Origin of the sequence: Corynebacterium sp. (assembly GCF_030826625.1) — a bacterium.
Taxonomy (GTDB): domain Bacteria; phylum Actinomycetota; class Actinomycetes; order Mycobacteriales; family Mycobacteriaceae; genus Corynebacterium.
The window spans coordinates 1-24,031 of sequence record NZ_JAPJNQ010000019.1 but is presented as its reverse complement, the minus strand read 5'-3'; the positions used below and the strand labels follow the sequence as shown (position 1 = coordinate 24,031).

At 55.4% G+C, this 24,031-nt stretch carries 21 protein-coding genes; 6 read left to right on the top strand and 15 right to left on the bottom strand.

The annotated features are described in order from the left end of the window. Positions 1-10 precede the first annotated feature (10 nt). The gene (locus RCH87_RS03970; protein ID WP_306515447.1) at positions 11-1,057 is read right to left on the bottom strand and encodes an ArsO family NAD(P)H-dependent flavin-containing monooxygenase; all 1,047 of its coding nucleotides are present in this window, start codon (positions 1,055-1,057) and stop codon (positions 11-13) included. 60 nt (positions 1,058-1,117) lie between these two features. Further along, the gene (locus RCH87_RS03965) at positions 1,118-1,465 is read right to left on the bottom strand and encodes a helix-turn-helix transcriptional regulator (RefSeq protein WP_081703730.1); all 348 of its coding nucleotides are present in this window, start codon (positions 1,463-1,465) and stop codon (positions 1,118-1,120) included. A gap of 103 nt (positions 1,466-1,568) precedes the next feature. On the opposite strand from RCH87_RS03965, the gene arsB reads away from it, so the two are divergent. Beyond that, the gene (arsB, locus tag RCH87_RS03960) at positions 1,569-2,657 is read left to right on the top strand and encodes an ACR3 family arsenite efflux transporter (RefSeq protein ID WP_021351925.1); all 1,089 of its coding nucleotides are present in this window, start codon (positions 1,569-1,571) and stop codon (positions 2,655-2,657) included. Between the two features lie 118 nt (positions 2,658-2,775). Here the strand turns inward: arsB and RCH87_RS03955 are convergent, their stop codons facing one another. The 3 genes from RCH87_RS03955 to RCH87_RS03945 form a co-directional block, all read right to left on the bottom strand. Then, complete coding sequence (locus RCH87_RS03955; RefSeq protein WP_306515446.1) at positions 2,776-3,450, bottom strand: methionine ABC transporter permease; 675 nt, start codon at positions 3,448-3,450, stop codon at positions 2,776-2,778. After that, positions 3,447-4,523: a methionine ABC transporter ATP-binding protein gene (locus RCH87_RS03950; RefSeq protein ID WP_306515445.1), complete on the bottom strand. Its 1,077-nt coding sequence runs from the start codon at positions 4,521-4,523 to the stop codon at positions 3,447-3,449. The genes RCH87_RS03955 and RCH87_RS03950 overlap by 4 nt, the downstream gene beginning before the upstream one ends. 122 nt (positions 4,524-4,645) lie before the next feature. Beyond that, positions 4,646-5,551, bottom strand: a complete 906-nt coding sequence (locus RCH87_RS03945) for a MetQ/NlpA family ABC transporter substrate-binding protein (RefSeq protein ID WP_306515444.1) — start codon at positions 5,549-5,551, stop codon at positions 4,646-4,648. 216 nt (positions 5,552-5,767) lie between these two features. On the opposite strand from RCH87_RS03945, the gene RCH87_RS03940 reads away from it, so the two are divergent. Next, entirely contained in the window at positions 5,768-9,016 is a 3,249-nt protein-coding gene (locus tag RCH87_RS03940; protein ID WP_306515443.1) for an error-prone DNA polymerase, read from the top strand. Between the two features lie 57 nt (positions 9,017-9,073). Here RCH87_RS03940 and RCH87_RS03935 read toward each other — a convergent pair whose 3' ends face one another. The 6 genes from RCH87_RS03935 to RCH87_RS03910 all read right to left on the bottom strand — a co-directional run bounded on the left by RCH87_RS03935 (position 9,074) and on the right by RCH87_RS03910 (position 15,107). After that, positions 9,074-10,108 carry an ABC transporter substrate-binding protein gene (locus RCH87_RS03935; RefSeq protein WP_306515442.1) on the bottom strand — a complete coding sequence of 345 codons (1,035 nt, stop codon included), beginning with the start codon at positions 10,106-10,108 and terminating at the stop codon, positions 9,074-9,076. Between the two features lie 43 nt (positions 10,109-10,151). Beyond that, positions 10,152-11,588 carry an aldehyde dehydrogenase gene (gene aldA / locus RCH87_RS03930; RefSeq protein ID WP_306515441.1) on the bottom strand — a complete coding sequence of 479 codons (1,437 nt, stop codon included), beginning with the start codon at positions 11,586-11,588 and terminating at the stop codon, positions 10,152-10,154. Between the two features lie 50 nt (positions 11,589-11,638). Then, positions 11,639-12,523: a dihydrodipicolinate synthase family protein gene (locus RCH87_RS03925; protein WP_306515440.1), complete on the bottom strand. Its 885-nt coding sequence runs from the start codon at positions 12,521-12,523 to the stop codon at positions 11,639-11,641. 16 nt (positions 12,524-12,539) lie between these two features. Next, positions 12,540-13,352 (bottom strand): amidohydrolase, encoded by an 813-nt coding sequence (locus RCH87_RS03920; RefSeq protein ID WP_306515439.1) that lies wholly within the window; start codon positions 13,350-13,352, stop codon positions 12,540-12,542. Between the two features lie 90 nt (positions 13,353-13,442). Next, positions 13,443-14,228: an SDR family oxidoreductase gene (locus tag RCH87_RS03915; RefSeq protein ID WP_306515438.1), complete on the bottom strand. Its 786-nt coding sequence runs from the start codon at positions 14,226-14,228 to the stop codon at positions 13,443-13,445. A gap of 105 nt (positions 14,229-14,333) precedes the next feature. Beyond that, the gene (locus RCH87_RS03910; protein WP_306515437.1) at positions 14,334-15,107 is read right to left on the bottom strand and encodes an IclR family transcriptional regulator; all 774 of its coding nucleotides are present in this window, start codon (positions 15,105-15,107) and stop codon (positions 14,334-14,336) included. A 369-nt stretch (positions 15,108-15,476) separates the two neighbouring features. Here RCH87_RS03910 and RCH87_RS03905 point away from each other — a divergent pair, with 369 nt between their 5' ends. The 4 genes from RCH87_RS03905 to RCH87_RS03890 are packed head-to-tail and all read left to right on the top strand — an operon-like array spanning position 15,477 to position 19,319. After that, positions 15,477-16,691 carry an enolase C-terminal domain-like protein gene (locus RCH87_RS03905; protein ID WP_373690911.1) on the top strand — a complete coding sequence of 405 codons (1,215 nt, stop codon included), beginning with the start codon at positions 15,477-15,479 and terminating at the stop codon, positions 16,689-16,691. A gap of 55 nt (positions 16,692-16,746) precedes the next feature. Continuing rightward, a complete protein-coding gene (gene fucP, locus RCH87_RS03900; RefSeq protein WP_306515435.1) occupies positions 16,747-18,129 on the top strand; it encodes an L-fucose:H+ symporter permease in 1,383 nt (460 codons plus the stop codon). A 3-nt stretch (positions 18,130-18,132) separates the two neighbouring features. Beyond that, a complete protein-coding gene (locus tag RCH87_RS03895; protein WP_306515434.1) occupies positions 18,133-18,558 on the top strand; it encodes an RbsD/FucU family protein in 426 nt (141 codons plus the stop codon). A 23-nt stretch (positions 18,559-18,581) separates the two neighbouring features. Next, positions 18,582-19,319, top strand: a complete 738-nt coding sequence (locus RCH87_RS03890; RefSeq protein ID WP_306515433.1) for an SOS response-associated peptidase family protein — start codon at positions 18,582-18,584, stop codon at positions 19,317-19,319. A 19-nt stretch (positions 19,320-19,338) separates the two neighbouring features. On the opposite strand, the gene RCH87_RS03885 is transcribed toward RCH87_RS03890, so the two are convergent. The 4 genes from RCH87_RS03885 to RCH87_RS03870 all read right to left on the bottom strand — a co-directional run bounded on the left by RCH87_RS03885 (position 19,339) and on the right by RCH87_RS03870 (position 23,900). Further along, on the bottom strand, positions 19,339-20,622 hold the full coding sequence (locus RCH87_RS03885) for a M20 family metallo-hydrolase (protein ID WP_306515453.1): 1,284 nt from the start codon (positions 20,620-20,622) through the stop codon (positions 19,339-19,341). Positions 20,623-20,624: 2 nt separating this feature from the next. Continuing rightward, on the bottom strand, positions 20,625-21,662 hold the full coding sequence (gene hisC, locus RCH87_RS03880) for a histidinol-phosphate transaminase (protein WP_306515432.1): 1,038 nt from the start codon (positions 21,660-21,662) through the stop codon (positions 20,625-20,627). Between the two features lie 99 nt (positions 21,663-21,761). Continuing rightward, on the bottom strand, positions 21,762-23,081 hold the full coding sequence (locus RCH87_RS03875) for an aromatic amino acid transport family protein (RefSeq protein WP_306515431.1): 1,320 nt from the start codon (positions 23,079-23,081) through the stop codon (positions 21,762-21,764). An 81-nt stretch (positions 23,082-23,162) separates the two neighbouring features. Continuing rightward, positions 23,163-23,900: a thiamine pyrophosphate-dependent enzyme gene (locus tag RCH87_RS03870; RefSeq protein ID WP_306515430.1), complete on the bottom strand. Its 738-nt coding sequence runs from the start codon at positions 23,898-23,900 to the stop codon at positions 23,163-23,165. Positions 23,901-24,031: the final 131 nt, after the last annotated feature.

The following is a 24,031-nucleotide window of genomic DNA, read 5'->3' as shown; positions in this document are numbered from 1 at the left end:
TTCGCGCCGGTTATTTCACTTCTTTCCCGAATGTGGCTGCGATTTTCCGTGCGGTTTCTTTGGCGAAGGGGCCGACTCCGTTGATCGTGGCTGACCCGGGGCCGGTCCAGTCACCGTAACCGACTAAGTGTAGATCGGTATATTTTGGTGTCGTGCCATTGAGCAGATGGCGAATCGGTTTTAGTGCCGGGCGGAAACCTGTGCACCAAATAAGGTGATCGGTGCTTACCTCATCGAGTGAGTCAAATATGGGCGTTGCCTGCAACCGCCCGGAATCACGAGCCTCGCGCACTTTCGGCAGTACGACGATATCACCCAGGTTGCTATCAGCCCCAGGATCTTTGTCACCGCGTTGCAGGGCTAGGGTTCGTTTTCTGTTGCGGCGAAATAACACGCGGCCATCGACATCATCAGGCATCCAGCGTGGTTCATGCCGGGTGTACCAGGTGACATCGGCATAGTCGGTGAGTTCGGCGGCTATTTGTGCCGCAGAGTTTCCGGCACCTACTACAGCGACAGAAGAATCGCGGAAGGGTTCCGGCCCGGGATAATTCGCGGAATGCCACTGGGTGCCGTCAAACGTGCCTGGGTAATGCGGAACAAAAGGGCTAGACCAGGTTCCAGTGGCAGCGACGATGTGTGTTGCGGTCCAGGACTGCTCGCCAGCAAAAACCTGGTAGCCGTCGTCTTTCCGTTCTACCTGGTCAACGTGTACGGGGCGTTCGACGGGAATCTGGTAACGCTTCTCGTATTTTTCTAAATAAGCAACGACGTGATCAGCCGGAGGGAAGCCGTCGTATTGTGGCATAGGTTTGCCCGGAAGATTAGAAAAACTCGCGGTGGAAAACAACGTCATGGACGGCCATACGTGACGCCATGCCCCGCCAGGGGCGTCTTGATCATCCAGAACGAGGGTGTCGACCCCAGCGCGCAGTAGATAGTATGCGGTAGCTAGGCCGGCTTGGCCCCCTCCAATAATGATGGCTTCGTGGTGGTCAATGTTGGGGTGGTCAATGTTGGGGTTGCGTTCGTGAGCGCGTGTGCCGGTCGTATTCATAGATTTTGTCCCTTGCGCTGTCTTGCCTTCCATCGTGTCGCCGTTGCTGTTTGCTTAGTTCTATCCGATCTGCAGGACGGTACGTAGTTCTGCGAAAAGCTGTGGACGCACGCGGTGGGTGACCGTACGGCCGATTCGTACCTTGGTCAATAAGCCGACCTCGGTTAAGCGTGCTAAATGATGGGATACGGTAGGTTGGCTCAACCCTGATAATTCTGTTAACTCTGCGACGCTAACTGGTTCGCATCCCTCCGCAGCTAGCCGCGAGAGCAATCGTAGGCGGGTGGGATCGGACAGCGCTGTGAACAGAATGGAATAGCGTTCAGCTTCACTTTTGGTCAAAAGGCCAGATCCCAGGGAACAACAGGAGGTGAGATCAGTCAGCGGGAGAGTCTCTGGGGAGGTCATAACAACTATTTTATATTGACGGCTATCGATATAAAATATTGATAGCTATCGATATAAGTTTAGGATTCTGGCTTGATGTTCAGAATTGTTTTTAAGGAGTTTTATGACCGTTGCCCAACGTCCGCGTATGTCCTGGTTGAATCGATTTTTACCGGTATGGATCCTCGTCGCGATGGGTGTTGGACTACTCCTGGGGCGCACGATGCCGGGAATCGGAGAAACGCTGGCGCGGCTAGAAGTAGGTGGTATTTCTTTGCCTATTACACTCGGTTTGCTGGTGATGATGTACCCGCCTCTAGCGAAAGTTCGTTACGATAAAACCCGCAAGATCGTTGCAGATAAGCGGTTGATGACAGTATCAATCGTGCTTAATTGGCTGGTGGGGCCAGCCTTCATGTTTGCATTGGCGTGGTTTTTCTTACCTGATCAGCCGGAACTTCGTACTGGATTAATCATCGTTGGCTTGGCCAGGTGCATTGCAATGGTGCTGGTGTGGTCAGATCTATCCTGTGGTGACCGGGAAGCTACAGCTGTTTTGGTGGCTATTAACTCTGTATTTCAGGTACTTATGTTCGGGCTGCTTGGCTGGTTTTATCTGCAAGTATTACCCCAATGGTTGGGGCTGGGTGCCAGCGAAGTGGAGTTTTCCTTCTGGACCATCGTGAGTTCTGTGTTGGTGTTCCTCGGAGTGCCTCTGGTTGCTGGTGCTTTGTCCCGGGGTGTGGGAGAAAATATTAAAGGGCGGCAGTGGTATGAAACGAAATTTTTGCCAGCTATTTCACCATTGGCGCTGCTTGGGCTGTTGTACACCATCGTTTTATTGTTTTCCCTGCAGGGTGAACACATTGCAGCGCAACCAACGGCAGTAGTTCGTGTAGCCGTCCCATTGCTGCTTTATTTTGTTGGGATGTTTGCTGTGTCGTTGGTTGTTTCAAAACTGGTGGGGATGAATTATGCGCAGTCTTCGTCGGTGTCGTTTACAGCTGCCGGAAATAATTTCGAATTGGCTATTGCCGTATCCATCGGTACTTTCGGAGCGCATTCCGCACAAGCGTTAGCTGGAACAATAGGTCCGATGGTCGAGATTCCTGTGCTTGTCGGGTTGGTTTACGTCATGTTGTGGGTTGGGCCAAGGCTTTTCCCTGGTGACGCAACCTTGCCGGGTATGACCACGCCGACTACCGGACAGTAACCTGACTGCAGTTGTGTTTAATGACGTGCTGTTCGTATGGAAAAAGCCCGGCGATTAAGCCGGGCTGGGCGGTAGTAAAGGGGCGGACACTAGCGGTGCATGATCTAACGCCAGTGATCTAGCGCCGCATGATCTTTTTGGACAACCAGTTGCCGAAGAACTGCGCGGCCTGCACCATCAGGATGATCACGGCAGTAGCAACCAGCGTGACCTCGTAGTTGAAGGCGCGGTGTCCGTAGACGATGGCGAAATCGCCCAAACCGCCACCACCGACGTAGCCGGCCATCGCGGACATGTCGACGATCGCGATGAAGATGAAGGTGTAACCCAGGACCAATGGCCCCAGGGCTTCTGGCAGGATCACGCGCGTGATGATCCGCCACGGGCCAGCACCCATTGCGCGGGCGGCTTCGATAATGCCTGGGTCAATCGCCACCAAGTTCTGTTCGACGATACGCGCAACCGCGAAGGTGGCGGCAATCCCCATCACAAATGCCGCGGGTTCGCGGCCGATGGAGGAGCCGATCACTCCCACAGTCACTGGTTGTAGCAACGCCAGCAAAATGATGAACGGGATTGGGCGGACGAAGTTCACCAGAATGTTCAGGACCGTGTAGAAGAATTTATTCTGCAGGATCCCATTTTCGCGGGTGGTGAACAGGAAAACGCCGGTGACCAGGCCGAGGATGCCGCCGACGGCCATGGCGAAAGCAACCATGACCACTGTGTCGACGATTGCGTCGGAAAACATGGGGCCCAGGCGGTCCCAGTTGGTATCAGCTGCGGAAATCATCGCTTAATCTCCTCAATGTGGGTGCGCTGGGATAGGGTGCGGTAGAACTCATCGATGGTGTCATCAGAGCCGTTGAGACGCACAGTCATCTTGCCGAAGGACTGCTGCTGCAGGGTGGTGACGCCACCATGCACGATATTGATGGAACCACCTGCTGAACGTAGCGCGGCGGCGGCTTCAAAGAACCCGGAGTTTTCGGTCAGCTCGATGGTGAACAAGCGCCCGTCGTGGGCCAGTAGGTCATCGGCTTCGATAGAGTCCGGTTCATTGCGCAGGGCAGTAGCGACGAATCGCTTGGCGACGTCCGTTTTCGGCGCAGAAAATACTTCGTAAATCTCGCCGTATTCCACGACGGAGCCGTTTTCCATCACCGCGACTTTATCCGCGATGGAGCGCACGACTTCCATTTCGTGGGTAATCACTACGATGGTGATTCCGAATTCTTGGTTGACCTTACGCAGCACATCCAGGATCTCCTGGGTGGTTTCTGGGTCGAGTGCGGAGGTGGCTTCGTCGGCTAGCAACAGCGACGGGTTTGTCGCCAGGGCGCGGGCAATGCCGACGCGCTGTTTCTGTCCGCCGGATAGCTGCTCGGGGTAGGAGTTGCCACGTTCGCCAAGACCGACGAATTCGAGCAGCTCTTGCACGCGTTTTTTGCGTTCGGCTTTTGCGATACCGGCGAGCTTCAGTGGGAACTCGATATTTGCGGCTGCGGTACGGGAATTAAACAGGTTGAATTGCTGGAAGATCATCCCGATATTGCGGCGTAATCCGCGCATTTTCGCTTCCGACATGCCGACGATCTCTGTGCCGTCGAGTTTTAACGAACCGGAAGTAGGTGAATCTAGGCCGTTGATCAGGCGCACCAGGGTGGATTTACCCGCGCCGGAATAGCCGATGATGCCGATGACTTCACCGGACTCAACAGTCAAAGTGACATCGTCGACGGCGGTGACCTTCGCAGAGCCTTTCTTCTTGCTCTCAAAGACCTTCTCGACGTTGGTGAATTCGATGCGGGTGCCGCGGCGTTCGCCACTTCCGCTAGCAGGGCCTTGGCCCGAGTGTTTTACCACGAAAAACCATCATTTCTTCTTAGACGGAAAACGCTTAGTCGCAGCTATGTTAGCCGTGACTAAGCGTATTTCGTTACTAGCCTGGTCGGAAATATTCGGATGAGTCCCGAATGTGCTCCGAATTAGCCTTGCTGTAGTTCCTCTTCCAGCTTGTCCAGGATCTCTTGCAGTTCTGCGCGTGAACGCTTGATTTGCACGGCGGTGCCGCCGGATTCTTCGCGTACAGCTTCTGCGACGCGTTCGTCGTGCCACAGTTCTGCCAGTTCGTTCAGTACAGCGTCGTCGACGTCGTCGGCACGCACGGCCCATAGGTTGATGTATGGCTCGGCGCCTTCACCATTTGGATCATCTTCGAAGATGGCTTCCTTTGGATCAATGTTGGCCTTCTCCAGGAAGGAGTTGTTGATCACAGCAGGGCGGCCTTCGCCGTACAGACGTGCGGTCTGGGCAGCGTCGATTGGGGTGACGGTGACCTTGGAAGCGTCTTTGTCGATATCAGCCGGGGTTGGGGTGTACTTGGAATCGCCGGTCAGCTTGATCAAGCCAGCTTCTTGCAGCAGCAACAGTGCGCGGCCCTGGTTCACGGTGTCGTTCGGGATGGCGATTTCTTCGCCTTCGATCTCCTTGACGTCGAGCTTTTCGGCGTCCTTCCAGTACAGGCCCAATGGGTAGATCTCTGTGGAAACCAGTGGCGCCAGGTCATCGCCGGAGCCAATGTTGTGCTGCGCCAAGTACATCAGGTGCTGGAATTTGTTGGTATCCAGTTCGCCCTGGGTTAGCGCAGGGTTGGGGGTGGAGTATTCCGCGAAGTTGCGCAGATCGATGTTGAAGCCGTGCTCTTCCGCGACTTCTTCGAATACTGCCCACGATGGCATCGAAGCATCGGTGGTGCCGATAACGATGGTGTCGTCTTTGGAGTATCCGCCTTCACCGTTAGCGGAATTGGCGGAGTCATCGCTGGAGCAGGCAACCAGGGTGGCTGCGGTCAGTGCAGCGGTGCTGCCTGCAATAATGCGACGGATCTTCATAGCTTGTGGGGTCCTTTCATGGGAGTTTCCAGCATGCAGTTTTGGCCCTCAGTGTTTGGCCCTTGGTGTATGCGGATGCAATGACGTGGAATCTAGCAGACACTGTACAGCTTTGTCTACATTTTTGTTCAAATGCCGCTGTTATGGGGCGTCTGGATTTTGCTTTGTTCGAAAATATATACGCATATGTTCGGGTTTCTGTGTAGGGTTGCACTCATGAATTTCAACGGTGGTGCGGGGCTGTCATGGTCTCGTTTGGAAAGGATCTTATCCGGGCGGCCGGTGCCTACCCCCGTATCGCTGCCCGCAAATGCTGATATTGTCTCTACCTCGCAAGATTCTGCAGGATATAAGCTTGCCGACGGCCCCGCCTTTGCGGAATTAACTGCGGTGAGCTCCTATAGTTTCCTTGCGGGGGCTTCGGATCCAGAAGCCCTGGTGGAACGTGCCTGTCAATTGGGGCTGACCGCGTTGGGAATCTGCGATCACGACGGCTTTTATGGTTCCATCGTCTTTGCTGAAGCCGCAGCTAAAATGGGCTTGCCGACGGTGTTTGGTGCCCGGTTGAGCCTGGACCATGGCAGTCTTACCGTGCTGGCGCGCACCCCGGAAGGCTACCGGTTGTTGTCTCGGGTGATGGCGGCTGCGCATATGGCTAGTGATGATCGGCGCCCGCGGTATCCAAGCTTGGAATCTTTGGCGAAGCAATTGGCCGGGCAATGCTATATTCTCGTGGACTATTCTTGGCTCAGCATGCTCGATACCTTGATCGAATGCTTCGGAATAGACAGCTTGGTTCTGCACTATGAATCTAAGTTATTGCCGGAAGATGCTGATCACTTTGCTGCTCTAGATTCCGCTGCTGTGGCGGTGAAAACTCCAGAATCTGAGAATTCGATGCAAGTAGCTGCCGCACAAGGTCTGGAAGTACGTCGAACCAACGGGGAAACTACGCAGAGAAGGCCGTGCCTTCGTGCCATCATCAGCGCTAGCCCACATGCTGCTACCCGTAAAGAAACTCGTCTAGCTAGTGCCAAAGCCGCGTTGGCGCAGCGCGAATCACTGGACACAGCCAGTTGGCACACTCACCCGATGGGGGCACAGTGGTTGCGTGATGGCCGAGGCATGCTGCGTTTAGCTCCGGGGCGGGAACAGCTGCTGCAAGAAACCGTCGATATCGCTGCAGAATGTGCTTTTAGTTGGGATATCGTGGCTCCGCGCTTACCGCATTTTGCTGTGCCTGACGGAGAAACTGAAATGAGCTGGCTAAGGCAGCTGACCTTTGAGCGGGCCCGGCAACGCTACCAGGCGTATCCGGAACAGATTTATCAGAAAGCTAAAAACCAGATTGCGCATGAGCTCAGGGTTATCGAGAAACTGGGGTTTCCTGGCTATTTTTTGATCGTGATGGATATCGTCGATTTCTGTGTGAAACAGAATATCTTGGCCCAGGGCAGGGGATCGGCAGCTAATTCTGTGGTGTGTTTTAGCCTGGGGATCACCAACGCGGAACCAATCAGTGCACAGCTGCTATTCGAACGCTTCTTGTCGGCAGACCGCGATGGTCCACCGGATATCGACCTTGATATTGAATCCACTCGCAGGGAAGAAGTCATCCAATACGTCTATGCCACTTACGGGCGTGACCGTGCTGCGCAGGTGGCTAATGTGATTACCTACCGCCGGAAAGGCGCGGTTCGTGATGCTGCTCGTGCGCTGGGGTTCCCCCAAGGTGCTGCCGATAACTGGGCGCAAGGCAAAACAGAGCCTCCGGATAATGTGGTGGGTCTTTCTGAGCAATTCCTAGGACAACCACGCCATTTGGGGATTCATTCCGGGGGTATGGTTTTGTGCGACCGGCCAGTCACCGACGTGGTGCCCACGCAGTGGGCGGCGATGGAAGGCCGCAGCGTCGTGCAATGGGATAAAGACAGCTGCGCGGGCGCAGGTTTGGTGAAATTCGACTTGCTGGGGCTGGGCATGCTGGAAGCTTTGCACCACATGATTGACCTGGTGCAGGAACAACACGGGCATACCGTGAATCTTTGGGAAATCGACCTGGCAGACCAGAATGTTTATGACATGCTGTGCCGGGCTGATGCCGTGGGCGTATTTCAGGTGGAATCACGTGCGCAGTTGAACACCTTGCCGCGGCTAAAGCCTCGCTGTTTTTTCGATTTAGTGGTGGAAGTCGCCCTGATTCGCCCTGGGCCGATCCAAGGAGGTTCCGTGCACCCGTACTTGCGGCGGCGGGATGGTCTGGAAAAGGTCACCTATGACCACCCTGTGCTGGAAAAAGCTTTGGCGAAAACCCTGGGCATCCCCTTATTTCAGGAACAATTGATGCACATTGCCGTCGACGCGGCTGGCTTTAGTGGGGCAGAAGCCGATGATCTTCGCCGGGCGATGGGATCGAAGCGCTCACCTGAGCGCATGGCTGCGCTGCAAGAACGCTTTTTGCGCGGATGTTGGGAAACCAACCAGATCGAGACAGAAATAGCCTATAAGCTGTGGTCAAAGATCGTCGCGTTTGCCGCTTATGGGTTTCCGGAATCGCATTCGCAGTCTTTTGCCTCACTGGTGTTTTTCTCCGCCTGGTTCAAGTGCTACTACCCAGCGGAGTTCTGCGTCGGGCTGCTGCGCGCCCAGCCGATGGGTTTTTATTCTCCGCAGTCTCTGATTCAGGATGCTCGGCGCCACGGGGTGAAAATCTTGCCGGTTTCGGTGTTGAATTCGCAAGTTGAAGCTAGCGTGACTGAAGGTGCCATTCGTTTGGGGCTTGGTTCAGTCAAAGGCTTGTCGACGAAAACCGCTACTGCCATTGTTACAGCTCAAGATCAGTTGCACCGGCATTCTTCGGTTGCAGATCTGGTGCGCCGAACCGGGGCATCCGTGAACGAAATTGAAGCCCTTGCGCGCGCTGGGGCATTGGAAATACTAGGGCTGGATCGTCGGCAAGCACAATGGGTGGCCGGTGTGGCTGCTACCGAACAGCCGGGTATGCTGCCGGGGCTTTCTGCGATTACGGCTCCGGCACTTCCCGGCATGAGTGGTTTTGAAATGCTGGTGGCAGATCTTGCCACCACCGGAGTAACCCCAGATACCCAGCCGATGGAGTTGCTGCGGCATGCGTTGGCAGGCCAACAGGTGCTGCGTGCTGCGGATTTGTTGCGGGTTACGGATGGTAAACGCATCCGTGTGGCAGGCATGATTACCCACCGGCAACGCCCGAACACCGCGAGCGGGGCGACGTTTTTGGGAATGGAAGACGAAACCGGGTTGATCAACGTGATGATTTCGCCGGGGTTGTGGAAGAGGCAGAAAAGACTAGCGCGCACCGCCAAAGCTTTGGTGGTGCGCGGGATAGTGCAAAATGCGAGCGGGGCAGCCACGGTGGTGGCTGACCGGCTGGAACCGCTAGAAATCAGTGAGTTGCTTGCGGTGCGTTCGCGGGATTTTCAGTAGCTGGGCTCATGCAGCCGAGCCCAGCTCATGCAGCCGGGCCGAGCGCAGCAGTTGGGCTTATTTGCTCTGCGCATCCAGCATCTCGAGCAGTTCTTCGATGATATCCACCGCGTGCATCGCGGAGTAGTAGGCACCTTCGTGGGTTTGCTCATCAGCGCGCACCACGGTCTCGTTCTGTACCGCAGGGATTGCGCCGAACTGCGCATTCGACTGCAGCGACTGCCAGACGGATTTCTCGTTGACTAGTGCTACCAGCGCATCAACGTCGTCAAGAGTCTTTGCGATCTCATCGATGTCATACTTGCCGGTCACACCCTCTAAGGCCTCATTGAAAGCCTCGGATGGTTCCGCGCCGAGATCCTGCAACACCTGCGAAAGCAAACGCGTGCCATTGATGACGAATTCCTCGCCGTCATAGCTGACGGGGGCGAACTTGTGATCGGCCAGTGTATCGGCATACTTGCCCGACAGCTTGCCGACGCGTTTCTCATAATCGGCAATCAGGCTGCCACCCTTTTCTTCAGTGCCGGTGGCAGATGCAACCAACATCAGATCATCTTCCCAGGTAGCCGTGGAAAAATCACCGATTGGCAGAACTGGGGCGATCTCTTTGAGCTCGTCATGGATAGGGGTGACATCCTGGACTGCACCGATGATCAAGTCCGGATCAGCCTTTTTAATAGCGTCGATGTCTACTTCTTCATCACCGGCGGTGTACAGCGTTTCTGCGCCATCTTCGTCGGCTTGCTTGATCTCTTCGGCTAACGGCGAATCCAGATCAAACGCTTCTGGTGCCTTCGGGTAACCGGTGACCGGCAGCTCTAACGAGAGCGCAATATCGAGGTCCCGGCTTCCGGTGAGTACCACGACGGATTTCACGTCGGCAGGCACTTCCACCTCGCCGAGCTCGGTATCCACAATGCGGGAATCGCCATCCTTGTTGGTGGTTTTCTCATCACCCGAAGCAACCGAGGATGCGGTGCTTGAAGCTTCCGAAGCCGCGTCTTTGACAGAATCAGCGGCCTCGTCGGCAGAAGAGCACGCGCTCAAGGTCAGGGCAGCAGCAATGCACAGCGGAATAATCTTTTTCATGACCATAACGTTAGCAAAAAGTCTGCTGCCAAAACCCTAGGAATTACATCTTGGATTCGATGTAGGTCACGTGAGTTTCGACGTATTCCATGATGCCGTGCTTGCCGTCGGCACCGCCGATACCGGAGTTGCGTCGGCCAGCGTGGAAGCCCTGCATCGCCTCGAAATTTTCGCGGTTGATGTAGGTCTCGCCGTAGAGCAGCTCGCGAGCAGCTTTGTGAGCTTTGTGCACGTTTTCGGTGTAGACCGACGAGGTCAGGCCGTAGTCCGAGCTGTTGGCAAACTCGATGGCCTCATCCAAATCCTTGACCTTAACCACCGGCAGAACTGGGCCGAAAACCTCTTCACGGGTGATCGGGGCACCCTTTTCGACGCCATCGAGCAGCGTCGGCTGGTAGAAGAAGCCTTTGCCTTTGTCCTCGGCAGCCGCACCGCCACACACCACCTGGGCGCCGGCGTCGACGGCGGCTTGCACCATGTCACCAACGTTTTTCAGTCCAGCGTGGTTGATCAGTGGGCCCATGTCCAGCTCGTCTTCGGTGGAGGTATCGCCATAGCGGGTGGATTCGAATTTCTCCTTCAGCTTGGCGACGAGCTCATCATGCACGGCTTCTTCCACCAGCACGACTTCCGCGCAGTTACAGACCTGGCCGGTGTTGATCACGCGCGAATTCCAGATGGCGGTGGCTGCCAGGTCCAGGTCGGCGTCGGCAAGCACGATCGCTGGTGCCTTACCGCCCAGCTCCAGGTTGACGCGAGTGAGGTTCTCCGCAGCCGCAGCCATGATCTTCTTACCAGTAGCCACCGAACCCGTCATCGAGATCATGTCGACGTCCTTGTGGCGGGTCAGCGCATCGCCAACCACGGAGCCGCGGCCGCCGACCATGTTGAACACGCCCTTGGGCAGGCCGATGCCGTCGACCAGTTTGGCGAACTCGAAAGCGTTGATCGGGGTTTCATCCGAAGGCTTGATGACGATGGTGTTGCCGGTGACCAGGGCCGGAGCCATTTTGCGTACGATGAGGAAGAACGGGAAGTTCCACGGCAAGATGCCACCGACGACGCCGATGGGCTGGTAGGTCAGGAAAATGGATTCGTTTGGGCGATCGGAAGGGATAACTTCGCCTTCGATGCGGCGGGCGAAACCAGCCATGTAGTCCAGGTAGTCGGCGGTGAAGTTGACCTCGACTGTGGCCAAGCCGCGGGCTTTACCTTGTTCGCGCACCAGGTAGTCAGCGAAACGGTCCACGTGGTTGCGTAGTTCTGCTGCAATTTTGGTCAGGTATCCTGCACGTTCGACGGCGGGCAGCTTCGCCCAGTCCGCCTGGGCAGCCTTTGCAGCCTGGACTGCTTGATCCACTGCGGCGGCATCGGATGCTGGGGCTTGCGCGATGACCTCGCCGGTTGAAGGGTTGAGCACGTCGTGGAATTCGGCTGGCTCGACGAATTCGTTGTTGATGTAGTTCTGGTAGTTGGACATGAAAACTCCTTGGTTGGTGTAATTACTAGGTTAGCCGTGTGCAGCAGCAATTAGCTGCGAGCAGCGTCAATGAGTCGAGCAATTTCTTCTTGCTGTGCTGTTGTTAGCTCGATATATGGCTCATGCGTGGCGGTGCTGAAATCAGCTCCGCTGGCATAGCGCACAGCATGCTTAATGGTGTGAATGAAGTGATCACCTACCTCGTAGACAGACATCAAAGCAGCAATCTTTCCCGCGTATTCTGCTGCAGCCGTGACATCGCCGGACTCATACGCACGGTGCATAGCACCGAAAATCTCGGGGACGACATTGGTGAGCCCACACAGAACACCCTGACCACCAGCGATGCGGTTCGGCAAATAGTATTCATCAAAACCAGAAAGCACAGAAAAATCATCTGGGGCATCTCTGATTACGCGTCTGGTGTGGGCGGCGGAATCCACCGTATCTTTCACCCCGACGATATTCGGGTGTGCAGCAGCAATCGTGCTGATCAGCTTTGGCGATAAATCATTACCGGTGCGGGCCGGGAAGTTATAGAGCATGATGGGCAGCTCGGAAGCCTCGGCCAACTCGGTAAAATACTTCGTCGCCAATGCATCGCTGGGACCGAAATAATATGGGCTGACGACAACCGCTGCATCCGCGCCATGTTCGTAGCCGTATGCGTTGAGCTCTTTTGCTTCCGCAATTCTGGTGCTGCCTGAACCAATGAGAAATTGCATGCGTCCTTTGGCAATACGACCAACAAATTCGATTGCCTGTTTCTTCTGTTCCATGCTTAACGCATAAAATTCACCGATGCTGCCGAAGATCAAGACACCGGAAATACCGCCAGAAATAAGGCGCTCGAGATGAGCCTCCCAGGCGGGAAAATCGATGCTGCCGTCGCTTCGCAGCGGAGTAATCGACGGGCAGTACACTCCTGTAAACATTTAGTTTCCTTCCAAATTATCGAGGTAAGTTGTAGACGTAACCGGCGGTATCGGAAAACACACGGGGGTCGTCGCCGAATACTTTGCGTAGCGCCGAAATGTGCGTATACAGATCGCTATAGAGACCGATGACAGGCCAGTTCGACGCAAACATAAGCCTTTGGGGGCCAAAAATCTTTCCGAGAAACTCCAATAGCTGGTAGGCATCTGTTGTGGAGTCGTAACTTAGCCCTGAGAGTTTGCAGTACACGTTGGGGTATTCAGCTAGAGCTCTCATGTTGGCGGCAAACTCGTAGTCGAGTCTTTGGGCATTGCCGCAATGGTCTATGACAACGCGGACATCCGCACAGTTTTCATACGCTGCATGAAAATCCGCTAATTCCGGGGTGCGTATGCAGAGATCAAAGACCTTTGATTGGCTAGATAAGTTCCTGCAACCCGCGGTGAAACTGCTTTCTAAGCAGCGCCCGCGGGGGATGTCGTCGTTATGCAATACTTCCCGTACTCCGACAGCATCTGGGGTAACATGCATGTCTTTCTGCAGGCGTGAGTGCGTAACGAACCCTTTTAATAACGGTTCATCCGAGAGTATGGCTTTGATGCGAGCATCCTCGTCGGCGGGGTCAGCGACATCTGCTTCGATGTGCAAGGCGCCAGTGAGTTCGACGTCTACCAGGCCTTGCTCAGTTAAATCTGCATAGACCTGCTTGAGGTCAGCGAAGCTGAAAGACCTGTGCAATCGGGAATCCACGCCGTGGAGCCAGTCGAGCCGTTGGGTTTCGAGATTCCATACGTGAATATGGGAATCGAAAATTTTCAGGTTAGTCATGTACTGTGCCGTTTCCTGCGAAGCCGTTTCCTACGAATTCGCTAGTTTCACTAGGCTGTGTTTTTACAGTGCGTTTTTACAGTGCGTTTTTTACAGCGCCCGGTCCAAGTGCACATAGCCGCCGTCGGGATGGATCCATTGCCCGGTCGTGTGCGAAGAACGATCCGACAGCAAAAATACCGCGGTATCAGCAAGCTCTTCGACCGTGGTCATGCGGTTGTGTAATGGAATCTCATCGGTAATGAGTTGGAGACGTTTTTGTTGCGCTTCCTCGTCACCAAAGGTTTTGATCCATTTCTCGTACAAGGGAGTCCAGGCTTCTGCGACCACGAGTGCGTTAACGCGTACCCCATGGGGCGCCAATGCCGCTGCCCATTCACGGGTAAGTCCCAGGATGGCTCCCTTGGCGGCCGCATAGGCTGAGGTTTTTCCCTGGCCAGTAAGCGCGGTTTTCGAACCGATGTTGAGGATCGCTCCAGCAGAATCTTGCAAGTATTTTTGGGCCGCGTGGACGGTCTCGTAATAGTGGGTGAGATTGCTGTGCAGTGATTGTTCAAACTCGCGCCAGGAAGTCTCTTCTAAGGATTTGTTGTCATTGGCGCCTGCATTATTCACGATTCCATCGATACGTCCATAGCGCTGGTAGGCAGCATCGATGATGCCGGCGATATCATCAGTGTCATTCAGATCGATTTCGTAGGCAGCGTAGTTCGCCGTCAATTTCTCGATTTCCGTCTTGTAGTCCGCGCTCAGGGGAGTGCGGTCAAGAATTACTGGAATTGCACCCTCGCGAGCGAGTGCAAACACGATTGCCTTGCCAATGCCGCCCATGCCGCCAGTGACGACGAATACTTTTTCGTCGAGGTGAAGGTCCATTGCGCACCATCCTTCGGTTCTATGGTGTGAAACCCTGTTTCATTGTTTGTCTCATACTACCGCAAGAAAATGTGAGATGGAACCCGTAATTCGAATTTATGTGAGCTAGCTTGAGTATTTTGTGGTGTGTGCACCTAGATTGTGTGAGATTTCAGCAGCGGCTTCTGTCACTAAAGGGGCAAAGCGTTCTATCTGCTTTAACGTCTTTTCCATGGCTAGCGAAGTCAGAGAGATGCCATATGTGGCTTTCCCGGAATGGTCGAAGATTGGTGTACCGATGCAGCGGATGCCTGGAACATTTTCTTCATCATCGAAGCTGTAACCGCGGGTGCGCACCACGGCAATTTCTTGATCGAGATCTTCTGGGGTGGTGATGGTGTTTGGGGTTAGGGGAGCTAGGCCCGCTTGCTTGACGACGCTTTCTAACTGGGATTTATCCATGTCTGCTAGCAGGCATTTTCCGATTGCGGTGGAGTGCAGCGGAAGCCGTTTGCCGATTGTGGAGGGAATCTCATACGGGGTGGGCCCTTGGCGTTTGGCAACATAAATTGCTTCATTGACGTTGAGTGCGCCGACGTGCACGGTGTAGCCCGTTTCCTCGGCAAGCTGTGTCAGAACTGGGTTTGCAACTTCGGAAATGTCGATGGAGTTAAATGCTCGGCTGGCGAGTCGAAGTGAAGTGACGCCGGGTGCGTAGGTTCCGTCGCTAGCAAGGTAGACAAATTCGTAGTCAAGCAGGGTTTGCAAGATTCGGTGCACTGTAGCTTTCGCGAAGCCGGTGGCGGTGACAATGTCTGAAAAACGCTCATGTTCAATGGCTGCCTGCAGCACAATTAAGGTCTTGTCGGCAGCTGTGAGACGAGCATTTGACGTGGTCATTATCTGGGTGCTCCTTGCGGATCGGGGATGGCATGAGGTGAAAAGTCTATGGGAGAAGTCTTTGCCTGACCGGCTGGCTAGTACCTATTGTCGCACGGCCTTGTGTGTGGATAGATGTGCGTAATTCTTAGCGTAATTTGCGACGTAATTTGCATAACCCCTTGCGCGTGTTCGTGACTTGAACTACATTCCTAACTAAACAACTTAGGAACTCGGTTCTGCCATATGAAACTCCACGATTATGGGACTCCATGATTATGGGTACGGCAGCACCATCCGGCAAGGAGGGCGCAATTGTCCAGAATCACGCAAATTAAAACCTATGATTTTAGGTTTCCGACATCACAGTCACTCTCCGGCTCTGATGCGATGAACCCGGACCCGGATTATTCCTCGGCGTATGTAGAAATCTCTACGGACGCTGACGACGGGAATACCGGTATCGGTTTTGTTTTCACTATCGGGCGCGGCAATGATGTTGCCTGTAAAGCGATTGAATCCCTCAGTCAACGGTTCATCGGCCAAGAAATCGAACCGTACCTCGACAACATGAAACGCGCGTGGGATGAGCTGGTGCATGATTCCCAATTGCGGTGGCTCGGCCCGGAAAAGGGCGTCGAACACATGGCCATTGGTGCGGTATTGAACGCATTCTGGGATCTCAAGGCTAAACGCGCAGGCGTTCCGCTCTGGAGGCTGTTAGCAGAAATGGAGCCAGCCGACCTGGTGGCGACACTGGACTTCCGGTATCTCACGGATGCCTTAGCCCCAGAAGAAGCTATTGACTTCCTGAAAGATGGAAAACGCGGCCAGCAAGAGCGTATTGATAATCTTCTCGCGCACGGCTACCCGGGTTATTCCACGGCGGCGGGATGGTTGGGTTATTCCGACGACAAGATGGTTCGTTTGGCCAAAACAGAAAGCCAAGATAAGGGTTTCCAGCTGATCAAACTCAAGGTCGGGCAAAACCTTGACGACGATTTGCGTCGTCTGGCACTTGCCAGGGAAGCGATTGGCCCCGATGTGCGCTTGGCGGTCGATGCGAACCAAGTCTGGGATGTCCCACAAGCGATTGAGTGGATTAAGCAATTCCATGAGTTCGATCTGGCGTTTGTGGAAGAACCTACTAGCCCCGACGACGTGCTTGGGCACGCAGCAATTGCACGGGCAGTTGATCCAATACCGATTGCGACCGGCGAACAAATGCAGTCGCGCATCCTGTATAAGCAATTCTTGCAGGCGAATGCTTTTGGAATCATGCAGGTAGATGCCACTCGGGTCGCCGGACCACAAGAACTCATCATTGAATACTTGCTGGCACATAAGTTCAATAAACCCGTTATTCCACACGCCGGTGGCGTCGGATTATGCGAGGCTGTACAACATTTTGCGATGTTCGATTACTTGTCGGTGTCATGCACCTTGGACAACCGTTTGATCGAATACGTCGATAACCAGCACGAGCATTTCGTCGACCCGGTGGTGATCAAAAACGGCAATTACATGCCGCCTCTGTTGCCGGGAAACAGCTGCGAAATGACGCTGTCGAGCACAGAAAAATACCTGTACAACCCAGGTGCATAAGCGCCATGTTTCTCACATTAAGGCAGCACTGTCTGCACAATCCTAAGGAAGCGATATGAATGAGAAAGCAAATCTGAACCCAACAGAAAACACGGGAACAGAATCTACCAGAGCACCAAAAACTACTGCAGGAAAGAAAGCAGAATCTAGTGGGTTCATTTACCCCGGTTTGCTGCTGCCCTTCATCCTGATCGTTGCATGTTTCGCGGCGTGGGGAATTTCGACTGATCTGACAGCGCCAATGGTCAACGTCTTCAGCTCAGTTTTTGATATGAACGCGTTCCAGTCCGCGCTGGTGCAGTTCGCCTATTTCGGAGCATATTTCTTGCTCGCAATTCCAGCCGCCATCATCAATACCAAGCTTGGTTTCAAAGGCGGCGTCGTTCTGGGCATGAGCATGGCTGCACTCGGTGCCTTCATGTTCTTCCCGGCATCACAGATCATGACTTACGGTGTTTTCCTCGCCGCACTGTTCATCCTTGCTGGCGGTTTGTCGATCGTGGAAACCTCCGCGAACCCATACGTCATGTCGCTTGGCCCGGAGAAAAACGCAACCCGGCGTTTGAACTTTGCGCAGGCATTCAACCCGATTGGCGCCAATATCGGTGTGCTGATGGCCACTCTGTTGGTAGCACCTCATATTCGTGAATCCGTCGACAAATCAGGATTAACCGAAGACCAGCTGCTGGAGCAAACCTCCCAGGAACTGGAAAAGGTGATGATTCCATACATCATCTTGGGAGTACTCTACGTTGCACTGGCGCTGTCCATCTTCTTCGTGAAAGTTCCGAAGAACAAAGCGATGGAAGAAACAGACTTCAGCGACGTTCCCAAAGGCGTCATCGGTCGTTTGTGGAACAACGGAACCTACCGTTTCGGTGTGGTAGCACAGTTTTTCAACGTCGCAGCACAGACTTGTATCTGGACATTCATTCCGTTCTATATTCAATACACCTTGGATGCTGACCTAGAAACTGCCGGCTGGTGGCTGCAGATCTCGCTGGTGTTCTTCCTGGTTGCCAGGTTTGTCATGGTGTGGCTGATGGGCAAAATCGAAGGCCGTTACCTGTTGACCATCATGTGCGGGCTGGGTGTTGTTTTCACCATTATCGGTATCCTTTCCGGCAATGTTCTCGGTGCGCTGTGTATCGTCGCTCTTTCTGCTTGCATCTCGTTGCTGTTCCCAACCATCTACGGAATCTCGTTGACAGGTGTCGGTCGCGATACCAAGTTCGCATCTTCTGGCCTGGTCATGGCGATTATTGGTGGTGCGATCGCGCCGATGATCCAAGGTGCGATTCAGGACGCCACCAACCCACAGATTGGTTTCACTTTCGTCTTGCTCTGCTTCGTTGTCATCGGTGCTTTTGGTTTGTATGCCATCAAGCACCAAAAATCTGACGACATAGATGAGACTCCAGCGATGGGGAAGAAGTAAACGATGTTGCGCGGAATCTCACCCTTGCTCACTCCAGAACTACTGGCAGCATTATCCGCAATGGGACACGGTGACGAAATTACGCTTGCCGACGCCCACTACCCGCGATTCGGTGATGGAGCACGCACTATCCGGATGGATGGTATCGGCATCCCTGCTTTGCTTGCGGCGATCATGCCACTGTTCAAACTCGACCAATACGAGGATAAACAATATTCGCTGATGGCACCGGTAGTGGGTGATTCTGACGCGCCGGTGTGGGATACCTACGACAAGCTCATCCGTGAACATGATCCAAACGCGAGACCAGAATTCTTGGAGCGGTTTAGCTTTTATGAGCGCGCGCAAGATTCTTATTTGACGGTCGTTACCGGAGAAACCGCTCAATACGGGAACATCATCCTACGAAAGGGCGTGATTCTCGACTAGCAGACCCCGGTAGGCTAGCGGCCATGTGTGCAACGTACGGGCTCGAGCCGACCATGGAACTGCCGAACTACGAGCCGCTGTTCCAACCAGAAAGCCAGCAACTCCTGGAGCAATGGATGGACCAGCGTGTCGGCACCGCGAAAATTACTGGGCGTAAAGCCCGCAACCTAAACCCCCTGATCACCGCCAAGGTGAGCACGGCCTCTGATGACACCACCTCTGATGACACCGCCCCGGAAGCCAAGCGCCAGCTAGACCTTGCGTGGTGGTGGTTGCATTTAGGCAATGAGCCAGCCCAATTCAGCGCATTCAACGCCCGCGACGATAAACTTCTGCAATCGCGCGTATGGAAGAAACCGTTTGCCCAGCACCGCGGCTTGGCCCCGGCACATTGGTACATAGAAAAAGGCCAGCGCTTCGAATTACCAGGCACACAAGGCTTTGCTATTGCGACGATCGTGGCTGCTTCTCACCAGCCGGAGGGCGATCTTCTCAGCTATGCGCTGGTCACCCGTGATGCTGTCGCCGAAGCCTCCACTGTGCACCCGCGCATGCCACTACTGTTGCCGGAAGAACTACACGACGACTGGCTCGATCCTAACCTGCACGGCGACGAGGAATTGCTGGCGGAAGCACTCGCGGCTTCAGAAAGTCTGAGCCAGCAGGTGCGCATTGCGGACGTTCCACGTGACGTAGGCGCACAGCACAAACCCCGGGCTACCACCGCGAAGGCGCAGCCCGGGGATGCCACATTGTTTTAGCTCGTACCCGTCCAGGCCGTTATTCGTGCAGCGCGCCAGCCACCAAGCGCCGAACCACACCAGTAAACACGTCCAAACCGGCCAGGCAGTCGTCGTCAAGAGTTAACTCGGCCTCGTTGTGCGAAATGCCGTCGACGCTCGGCACAAACAGCATCACGGTGGGCACTTCGTCTTTCATATTCGTGGAATCGTGCCCGGCGACCGTCATCACCTCGCGGTGCGAATAGCCCAGCTCTTCGGCAACCTCGCGGGCGAGTTCGCAGCCAGCCGGTGAATAGTCGTTCTGATTCCAGCTGTGCGTCAAGGTGCGATCGATCTTCACGCGTGCCTCGTCGGCAGCCTCGGCAATCACCGTCTCTAGGTGCTGCTCGGCCTGATCCAGAATTTCCGCGTGTGGGCAGCGGATATCGACGTTGAAAATGACCTCGCGTGCGATGGTCACCGGCGAATTCGGCTTGACCTCCATCTGCGAAACAGAGATTTGCAACGGCTGGCCTGGAAACTTGTCGACGATGCGTCGTGCCTGCGCAATCACAATCGAGGCGCCAAACAACGCGTCGTGGCGATCTTCCATCAGCGTCGAACCGGTGTGGCCCTGCTCGCCACGGACGACGACCCGGAATTTCCGAGCGCCCCACGTCGCGGTCACCAACCCGATCTGTGCTCCGGCCTGCTCCAGGTTCTTGCCCTGCTCGTTGTGGATCTCTGCGTATGAGGCAATCTCTGGCAAATGGGCATCGCCAGGGTAGCCGGTCTCGTCGAAAGCCTCGCGCACGGTGGTGCCATAAAAATCGGTGGACTCCAACGCCTCATCCAAGCCCATCTTGTTGATCGCCACCGAACTGCCCATCATGCTGGGGGCAAAACGCGAGCCTTCCTCGTTAAACCAGTTGACCACTGCCAGGTTGAACTTCGGGGTGATCTCACCGGCTTCTACCGCTGCCCGCACCCGGCCGGCAGCATAAGCGCCTGCGAGCACACCATAAGCGCCGTCGAAACGCCCCGCCATCGGCTGCGAATCCAGGTGCGAGCCCAGCAACACGTAAGGCGCTCCGGGCACGAACTCGATGGTGGAAAACTGATTCGCGATGGCATCGAATTGGACCGGGTTGCCCGTGGTGCGCTCGAACACGTGGGACATCCACTGGCGGTTTTCCTGGTCCGCCTGGGTGCACGCCTCGCGGTCTACACCACCGTCTGCGGTTGCCCCGTGCGAGGACATGGTGTCGAAATCCTGCAGGAACGCTTCATCGGAAAAGTCGTGGCCAGAAAAGGTGAGGCCAGAAAAACCCGAGTTCGTCATCACTAGCTTTCCTTACTAATTCCTGCGCGTTCCCATGCATTCAGGAAGGCGTCGGCTTCTTTTTCACTGGTCACGGAAATCCGCACGCCTTCGTCGCCGTAACGGCGGATGATCACACCTTCATCGAAAATGCGCTTTTCCACATCCTCGGCGTCCGCGCGCGGTAGCCACACAAAGTTGCCTTGCGACGGTGCGGCACCGACGGCACGGGCGATGCGATCACGCTGGCGCTTGGACTCTTCTACACGCGGGGTAAATGCATCGCGGTTGGCCAGGGCAGCGATTGCTGCTTGCTCCGCCATTTCGGTCACCGTCAGCGGCAAAGCCACCAGGTTCAGTGCTTTCGCCAATTCTGGCTGGGCAAAGCCGTAGCCGACGCGCAAGCCTGCCAAGCCGAAGGCCTTAGAGAAGGTGCGTGCACCAATCAGGTTTGGGTAGTCCTGGATTTCCTGTACCGCATCCGGGCGGTCGGGATCATCGTTGAATTCCCAGTACGCCTCGTCGATCAGCACCACGAGGTCATCCGGCACCATATCCATGAACTCGCGGAACTCGGCGCGGCTAAACGTCGTACCGGTCGGGTTATTCGGGTTGCACAGGATCACCAGTTTGGTCTTGTCCGTGATGGCCTCGGTGCAGGCGCGCAGATCGATGCTGTAGTCGTCGGCAAGCGGAACTGTCACCGGAACGGCACCCGCCATGCGCACATACAGTGGGTAGGCCTCGAAGCTGCGCCACGGGAAAACCACCTCGTCGCCGGTGTTGCAGGTAATGCGCACCGCACGCTGCACGATGGAGGAGGCACCAGGGCCGACGCAGAGATTATCCTCCCCAACCCCTAGGTAGTCTGCGAGTGCTGCGGTAAGTTCCGGGCAGCCGAATTCGCCATAGCGGTTGCCATACTGCACGGCCGCGTGGATGGCATCTTGCACGAATGATGGCGGGGCGTAGTCGGCCTCATTGGATGAGAGCTTGACCATACCCTCGGCGCTTTTGCCGGGGCGGTAATAAGGAAATTCGCTAAGATCTTTGCGCAGCATGAATCTGACCTCCTGAGAATGCGGGTGGGGGTTAGCAGGGCCCTGGTTGATGGGGGTGATGCGGGATTGAGGTTACAGGTGCAACCTGAACGTCAAGTATTAGAACAGATCCCAGATGGTGATGGCCATGATGATCAGGCCCAGGATCAATACGAAGTAGTTGGCTTTGTCTTTGCGGACGTGCTTGTACACGTCCAGGTTGCGGAACATGTAGACCGGCAGCAGGTAGACCAAAAAGACCACGAAAACACCAGCGACCAGCGACGCCAAGGTCACGATCGACGGGTTGAACACGGCGACCAGGGTGGTGGCGGCGAACGCGAAGACGTAGATGCCGATCAGCAGGTTGCGGCGCGGGATACGTTCGGCGGTTTTGGGTGCGACGGTTTTGAACAGGTACTCGGTGCCTTCCTCACTACCCAGCAGGTGGCCGAAGTACGAGGACACGATCGCGCACACCACCACCATCGGCGCGATTGCGGCCATGATCGGGGTGCCGGTGACGTTTGCGAAGTAGGACAGCACCGGAATGTTTTGCTCGTGCGCCTCGCGCATACCGTCGGCGCCGAGTGCCAGCACGCACGACCACACGAAGACCATGGTGAATACGACCAGCAGGATCGCGGTGTAGAACTCAATCTTGGACACGCGCTTTTCCGTGTTCTTGCCATGCGCCGGCTGCATGTCGACGGATAGCTGCGAAAGCGCTGCCATGTGCGAGAACGAGAACACCATCACCGGCAGGATCAGCAAAACACCCTTGACGACGGAGAGGAAGCCGCCGCCGTCATAGTCGAATTCCAGAAAGCTGGAGATATCCCAGCGCGGAATCAGGTAGATCGAGGTAATCGCCAGGAACAGGATCAGTGGGTAGACCAGGATCTGCGCCAGCCACAGCATTGGTTTGCGGCCGAAGGCGAACCCGGCTGTCATTAAACCAACACACAGCGTCGCCAAGATCCAGCGGTTGATTGAAGGCCCACCCAGTTGGTTGACGATGAAACTATCGACGGCATTGGTGATCGAGACACCGTAAATGAGCACGGTGGAAAATACGGCGATCCAGTACAAGATCGCGATGATGACCCCGCCGCCGCGGCCGAGGTATTGCGTGCACAGTTCCAGAACGTCTTTGCCGTGGTCTTTTTCTGGTGCTGCAGAGACGATGCGCGCGTAGGTGCGGTGGGAATAGTAGACCAGTGGGAACGCGATGATCGTGGCGAACAGCAACGGGATGAAGCCGAAGGATCCGGCGTTAATCGGCAAAAATAGGATGCCTGCGCCGACGGCGGTACCGAACAGCGTGATCACCCACGATGAGGTGGATCCGGCTGGCTCGGCGTTTTTCTTCGCCTGTTGTTTTGCGGTGCTAGTTGCTGGGCTGGCGCCACTGGTGGCGCTGTGGTTGTTTGTGCTCATAGCGGTTGCTTTCTTGTGTGAGCTGGGTGCTGGCGGCCGGGGCGGCACGCTGTTGTTGCCGGCGGCGGTGTGTTCCCGGCGTTATTCGTCGGTGTTTTGGCGAATGGTTGGGATGGACAGTGCTTGGTCAGTAATAACGTTAATCACTGCCGGTTTTCCTTCACGCACCGCAGCCAGGGCGCGTTCGACAGCCCCGGCGGCGTCCTGGTCAGCGGTGACTGTTTCGCCGTGCGCACCGAAGGCAACGGCGGCGGCAGCGAAATCTGGGTTGTTCAGCTGCGTGCCGGATACCCGCTTGGGGTAGTGGTTGAGCTGGTGGGTGCGGATGGTGCCGAATTCCGCGTTGCTCATCACCACGGCCATAAACGCCCCGCCTGCCTGCACCGCGGTGGCAAGCTCTTGGCCGTTCATCAGGTATTCGCCGTCGCCAGCAATGGTGATGACGGTGCGCTCGGGGAACTGCAGCGAAGCTGCTACGGCAGACGGAATGGAATAGCCCATCGAGCCGTTACGCACGCTGAGCTGCGAAGGGTAGGTTTCCGTGTGCAGGTAGCGCTGCGCCCACAGGCAGTGGTTTCCGGCACCAAAGGTATACAGTGCATCTTTCGGGGCCTGTTGCTGGATGGCTTCCATGATGGCTTCCATGTGCGCGGTGCCTGCGGCGGTTTCTGGCCAGTTTTCTTGCTTGCCGACGTCGGCGAAGGCCAGGTGGTTGCGGTGGGCAGCCTCGAACCACTCGTGTTGGGTGGCAGAAGTTTCTTCACCGATGCGCTTGGTCAGTTCCTCGGTGACTTCCGCAAAGGCTTGCGGGCTGGCCAAGATGTGTCGAGTGATGGCCGCGGAGTTCCCCAGCAGAGTGGTATCCGTATTGATCAGGATGTTTTTCGCATCCAGGCTTTGGCGCAGCGTGTAACCGCGGTAGGCACATCAGTGAGTACCGACGGTTACAC